This is a genomic window from Stenotrophomonas sp. 2YAF22 (assembly GCF_052114665.1).
In the GTDB taxonomy this organism is placed as follows: Bacteria; Pseudomonadota; Gammaproteobacteria; order Xanthomonadales; family Xanthomonadaceae; genus Stenotrophomonas; species Stenotrophomonas indicatrix.
The window spans coordinates 1-5,292 of the sequence record NZ_JBFRFE010000282.1; the positions used below are offsets into that span (position 1 = coordinate 1).

The 5,292-nt window shown below is 63.5% G+C and carries 6 protein-coding genes; 3 read left to right on the forward strand and 3 right to left on the reverse strand.

From position 1 onward, the window contains the following. Positions 1-239: pilin (locus tag AB4Y84_RS12330; RefSeq protein WP_442250206.1), on the reverse strand; the 239-nt coding region annotated here is incomplete at its 3' end. Positions 240-596: 357 nt separating this feature from the next. Between AB4Y84_RS12330 and AB4Y84_RS12335 the strand changes: the two genes are divergently transcribed. From AB4Y84_RS12335 to coaE, 3 genes are read left to right on the forward strand one after another with little or no spacing between them, the layout of a single operon-like run. Next, positions 597-1,856: a type II secretion system F family protein gene (locus AB4Y84_RS12335; protein ID WP_442244988.1), complete on the forward strand. Its 1,260-nt coding sequence runs from the start codon at positions 597-599 to the stop codon at positions 1,854-1,856. A gap of 7 nt (positions 1,857-1,863) precedes the next feature. Then, complete coding sequence (locus AB4Y84_RS12340) at positions 1,864-2,727, forward strand: prepilin peptidase (RefSeq protein WP_100553384.1); 864 nt, start codon at positions 1,864-1,866, stop codon at positions 2,725-2,727. Between the two features lie 10 nt (positions 2,728-2,737). Next, complete coding sequence (gene coaE, locus AB4Y84_RS12345; RefSeq protein ID WP_223496337.1) at positions 2,738-3,349, forward strand: dephospho-CoA kinase; 612 nt, start codon at positions 2,738-2,740, stop codon at positions 3,347-3,349. Between the two features lie 139 nt (positions 3,350-3,488). Here the strand turns inward: coaE and AB4Y84_RS12350 are convergent, their stop codons facing one another. Further along, positions 3,489-4,859 (reverse strand): sensor histidine kinase, encoded by a 1,371-nt coding sequence (locus AB4Y84_RS12350; protein ID WP_100460170.1) that lies wholly within the window; start codon positions 4,857-4,859, stop codon positions 3,489-3,491. Next, positions 4,822-5,292 (reverse strand): response regulator transcription factor (locus AB4Y84_RS12355; protein WP_442250207.1); only part of this gene is annotated, 471 nt, incomplete at its 5' end. The genes AB4Y84_RS12355 and AB4Y84_RS12350, both read right to left, overlap by 38 nt.

Here is a 5,292-nt window from a genome sequence, read left to right on the forward strand (position 1 = left end):
GTAACGTACTTACCGCTGGAAACGGTATTCGCCRGCTTCGCACATGATGCGTCGCCATTGTCCTGAGAATAGGCTTCAGCGATCGGGGTCTTCAGACCAGAAGCCAAGGTGTAGGCCTCCGACATTTGGGCACGGGCGGTGAAGTCGTTGTACTGCGGGATAGCGATGGCGGCCAAGATGGCAATGATCGCGACAACGATCATCAATTCGATAAGGGTGAAGCCCTTTTGGTTCTTCATAGTCGTACATCCCCAAGATAGTGGTGGTTGATTCAGTGCACAGAATCGATCCGACAAACGGCCGGCTGAGCGGGTCCTGTGCCCTGCGGGTGGATCAACGCAGGTTGCGTGCCAACCCCGGCACGCCTCCCCCTGGATTTCCCCGGGGCCAATGATGGCAGCAATTTCGTGGATGGGAACCCCCCTAAGCAGAAATTGCGATGGACCAAGCAATGTGACGCGTTGCGTCACCTTCGGCCCCTCCAGGACGAAAATCCTGCCGCACGTCACGCTGGCAAGCTCCCCGGATGGTCTCGAACCAGCTAAGATCGCTAGTCATGATGCCCGCCTGGGGATGGCGGGCCTTGGGGAGTCCACATGTCGGTCAGTCGCAGTGCGATCAAGAAAGAGCCCGTGGCGCGTAGCACCATGGAGTTGCAGCCGTTTGTCTGGGAGGGGACCGACAAGCGGGGGATCAAGATGAAGGGCGAGCAGTTGGCTAAAAACGCCAATTTGCTGCGAGCCGAGCTACGCAGACAAGGCATCAATCCGGGTCAGGTTAAGCCCAAATCCAAGCCGCTGTTTGGAGCCGCGGGCAAGCCTGTGAGCTCAAAGGATATCGCCTTCTTCAGCCGTCAGATGGCGACAATGATGAAGTCTGGCGTACCTATCGTCCAAGCACTGGACATCATCGGCAGCGGGCACAAGAACCCGCGCGTGAAGAAGATGGTCGATGGCATCCGCACCGATATCGAGGGTGGATCTTCACTGTACGAGGCCGTCAGCAAGTATCCAGTGCAGTTCGACGAGTTGTACCGCAATCTCGTGCGGGCGGGCGAAGGCGCCGGCGTGCTGGAAACGGTGCTGGACACCGTTGCCACGTATAAGGAGAACATAGAAGGTCTAAAGGGCAAGATCAAGAAGGCCCTCTTCTACCCGGCCATGGTGGTGGTGGTGGCGCTGCTTGTCAGCGCCATCATGCTGATCTTCGTGGTCCCGCAGTTTGAGGAGGTATTCCGCGGCTTCGGTGCAGATCTGCCAGCGTTCACACAGCTCATCGTCAATCTATCCCGATTCATGGTGTCGTGGTGGTGGCTGATCGCGATCGTCCTGATTGGCTCCGCTGTCGGCGCGATCATGGCGTACAAACGATCGCCAAAGATGCAGCACACGATGGATCGCCTGATCCTGAAAGTCCCGGTGATCGGCCAGATCATGCACAACAGTGCCATCGCCCGCTTCGCGCGTACCACCGCGGTTACCTTCAAGGCCGGCGTGCCGCTGGTGGAGGCCCTGGGCATCGTGGCCGGGGCCACGGGCAACAAGATCTACGAGGAAGCCGTGCTACGCATGCGCGATGACGTGTCGGTAGGTTATCCGGTCAACATGGCGATGAAACAGACCGCCCTGTTCCCGCACATGGTCATCCAGATGACCGGCATCGGCGAAGAGGCTGGCGCCTTGGATGCCATGCTGTTCAAGGTGGCCGAGTATTATGAGCAAGAGGTCAACAACGCAGTGGACGCCCTGAGCAGCCTGCTGGAACCGATGATCATGATCTTCATCGGTGTCGTTGTAGGCGGCATGGTCATCGGCATGTACCTTCCCATCTTCAAGCTCGGCGCCGTCGTCGGATAAAACATACATGGCATTTCTTGACCAGCATCCCGGCCTCGGCTATCCCGCCGCGGCCGGCCTGGGACTGCTTCTCGGCAGCTTCCTCAACGTCGTCATCCTGCGCCTGCCCAAGCGGCTGGAATGGCAGTGGAAGCGCGATGCGCGCGAGGTTCTGGAGGAGCCGGACTTCTACGAGCCGCCCCCGCCAGGCATCGTGGTGGAGCCTTCGCACTGCCCGCACTGCAAGCACAAGCTGGCCTGGTACGAGAACATCCCGCTGTTCAGCTGGATGATCCAGGGCGGCAAGTGCCGCCACTGCAAGGCACCGATCTCCATCCAGTACCCGCTGGTGGAGGCGCTGACCGCAGTGATGGTGCTGGCCTGCGTGTGGCAATTCGGCTTCGGCTGGCAGGGCTTCGGTGCGATCGTGCTGACCTGCTTCCTGATCGCCCTGTCCGGCATCGACCTGCGCACCCAGCTGCTACCGGACCAATTGACCCTGCCCCTGATGTGGCTGGGGTTGATAGGCAGCATCGACAACCTGTACATGCCGGCCAAACCGGCCCTGCTGGGCGCCCTGCTGGGCTATCTGTCGCTGTGGTCGGTGTGGTGGCTGTTCAAGCAGCTGACCGGCAAGGAAGGCATGGGCCACGGCGATTTCAAGCTGCTGGCCGCGCTGGGTGCCTGGTGTGGGATGAAGGGCATCCTGCCGATCATCCTGATGTCGTCGGTGCTGGGCGCCATCATCGGATCGATCTGGCTGTACAGCCGTGGCCGGGACCGGGCGACGCCGATCCCGTTCGGGCCCTACTTGGCTTTGGCCGGCTGGCTGTTCTTCATGTGGGGCGAGCCGCTGTTGAACCAGTATCTGGTGATGAGCGGGCTGCGCTGAGGGCGCACCGATGAGCCGTTATGTGGTGGGCCTGACCGGCGGCATCGCCTCGGGCAAGAGCGAGGTCACCCGGCGCTTCGAGGCGCTGGGGATTGTCGTCGCCGATGCCGACCTGGCCGCGCGCGCGGTGGTGGCGGTGGGCAGCCCTGCCCTTGCCCTGATTGCCGAGCGCTTCGGCGCGGGAATCCTGCTGGCCGATGGCAGCCTTGACCGGGCGCGCCTGCGTGCCCACATCTTTGCCGACCCGGCCGAGCGGACGGCGCTGGAAGCGATCACCCACCCGGCCATCCGCCTGTTGATGCAGCAGCAGTGCGAGCAGGCCGCCAGCCCCTACGCGCTGGCGGCGATTCCGCTGCTGACCGAAGTAGGTGGCCGCCTTGCCTACCCGTGGCTGGACCGGGTGCTGCTGGTGGATGCCCCCGAGGCCGTGCAGCACGCCCGGCTGATGCAACGCGACGGCATCGACGCGGCGCTGGCCGACCAGATGATCGCCGCCCAGGCCAGCCGAGCACAGCGCTTGGCGCTGTCCGATGACGTGGTCGTCAATGATGGCCATCCGGATGACCTGCAGGCGCAGGTCGAGCGATTGCACGCGCGGTATCTGGTGTTGGCGGCCGGGTAAGCCCGGGGCTCACCATGTGCCGGCCCCTTGGTGACCTGCACCACACAGGACAATGCGTCGATCGAGGCAATTCACCAGGTCGCGCCGGGGTAATCAACGCCCTTAGCGGAAGCCCCCCATCTCACCCAGGCAGAAGGGGCTACAGCGGCTTCGGCGAGAACGTCAGCGTGGCGATCACGCCGCGGGCACCGCCCGGCCGCACGCTTACCTGCCAGCCGTACAGATCGCACAGGCGACTGACGATCGACAGGCCGATACCGCCGCCCTGCGAGTGACCGGCATGAGTACCGCGATAGCCGCGCTGGAACAGCTTGGCAGCATCTTCCTCGCTCAGGCCCGGCCCGCTGTCGGTCACCGATACGGCGTTGGCGCCCACATGCACCCGCACCTCGCCATCCTGCGAATACTTCACCGCATTGCCGATCAGGTTGCCCAGCGCCACCGACAACGCCGCTTCGGGGGCATCGATGACCAGGTCGCGTTCGCCATCCAGATGCAGCTCCAGCGGCTTGCCACCCAACTGCGCGCGGTGCGCGTCCAGCAGCTGCTCGGCCACCCGGGCTACATTGCTGCTGCCCTGCCCGCGTTCGTTGCGCGACAGCAGCAGCAGGGCACCAATCAGATCGCTGCACTGTTGCTCGGCACGTTGGATGCGCTGCAGGCGCTGCAGCACCTTTTCGTCCAGGCCCGGGCGGGTCAGCAGCAACTCGGTTGCGCCACGGATCACCGCCAGCGGCGTGCGCAACTCATGGCTGACGTCCGCATTGAACTCACGGTCGCGCTGCACCACTTCGGTCAGCCGCGAAGAATAGTCATCGAGCGCCTGGGCCAGCTGCCCCACTTCGTCATCGGGGAAGCGTGGCGCCAATGGCTCGGGGTCGCTGGTACCGCCACGGTACGCACGCAGGCGTGCTGCCAGATCCGAGACCGGCTTCATCACCTTGGAGGCCGACCACCAGCCCAGCACCAGCGACAGCAGACTGAACACCAGCACCGACAGGAACAGCGCGCGGTTGAGCTGCTGCCCACCGCGAACGCTGTCGGTCATGTCGTAGGCCAGGAACGCCCAGGCATCAGGAGTCTTGCGAACAGCAAGCTTGTAGGAATAGCGCTCGCCGCGCTCGTCCACACCGCCCATGTTGTACAGGCCGTCCTTGAACTCGTACCAGTCCGGTTCCTCCTCGCGCAGGGCTTCGAACTTGTCCGGCTTGATCAGACGCGCGCGCATCTGCTGCACCGGCAGGTCCGGGTTGCGGTCGGGGCTTTCGTAATAACGCCGCACGTACTCGCTGATGTTGCGGTTCATCACGTCTTCCACCAACTGGTTTTCCACCCGCATGCGGGCCCAGTTGGTGGCGAACGCGAACAGTGTCGTCAGGCAGAAGCCCAACAACACGAACGAGACGATGATGCGGCTGCGCAGGCGCCGCCGATAAGGCGTGCGCCGGCGCTCCCCCTTGCTTGCCACAGAATCAGGCTTCCGGCGTGGCGATGCGGTATCCGATGCCATGGCGGGTCTGGATCATCGGCACTTCAAAGGGCTTGTCCACCACGGCGCGCAGGCCGTGGATGTGCACGCGCAGCGAATCGGAGTCCGGCAGCTCTTCGCCCCAGACACGGGTTTCCAGCTCCTGCCGGGTGACCACGGCCGGGGCCGCTTCCATCAGCGCCTGCAGGATCTTCAATGCGGTCGGGTTGAGCTGCAGCAACTTGCCCTGCCGGCGCACTTCCAGCGTGTCCAGGTTGTATTCCAGGTCACCGGTTTCCAGCACGCGGGTCTGCACGCCCTTGCCGCGACGCGACAGGGCGTTCAGACGCACTTCCACTTCCTGCAGCGCGAACGGCTTGATCAGGTAGTCGTCAGCACCGGAATCGAAGCCGGCCAGCTTGTTGTCCAGCGAATCGCGCGCGGTCAGCATCAGCACGGGGGTCTGCTTGCGCGC

Coding starts and splice junctions, on each gene's coding strand:
- AB4Y84_RS12335 (WP_442244988.1), top strand. CDS start 597: ATGTCGGTCAGTCGCAGTGCGATCAAGAAAGAGCCCGTGGCGCGTAGC.
- AB4Y84_RS12340 (WP_100553384.1), top strand. CDS start 1,864: ATGGCATTTCTTGACCAGCATCCCGGCCTCGGCTATCCCGCCGCGGCC.
- coaE (WP_223496337.1), top strand. CDS start 2,738: ATGAGCCGTTATGTGGTGGGCCTGACCGGCGGCATCGCCTCGGGCAAG.
- AB4Y84_RS12350 (WP_100460170.1), bottom strand. CDS start 4,859: ATGGCATCGGATACCGCATCGCCACGCCGGAAGCCTGATTCTGTGGCA.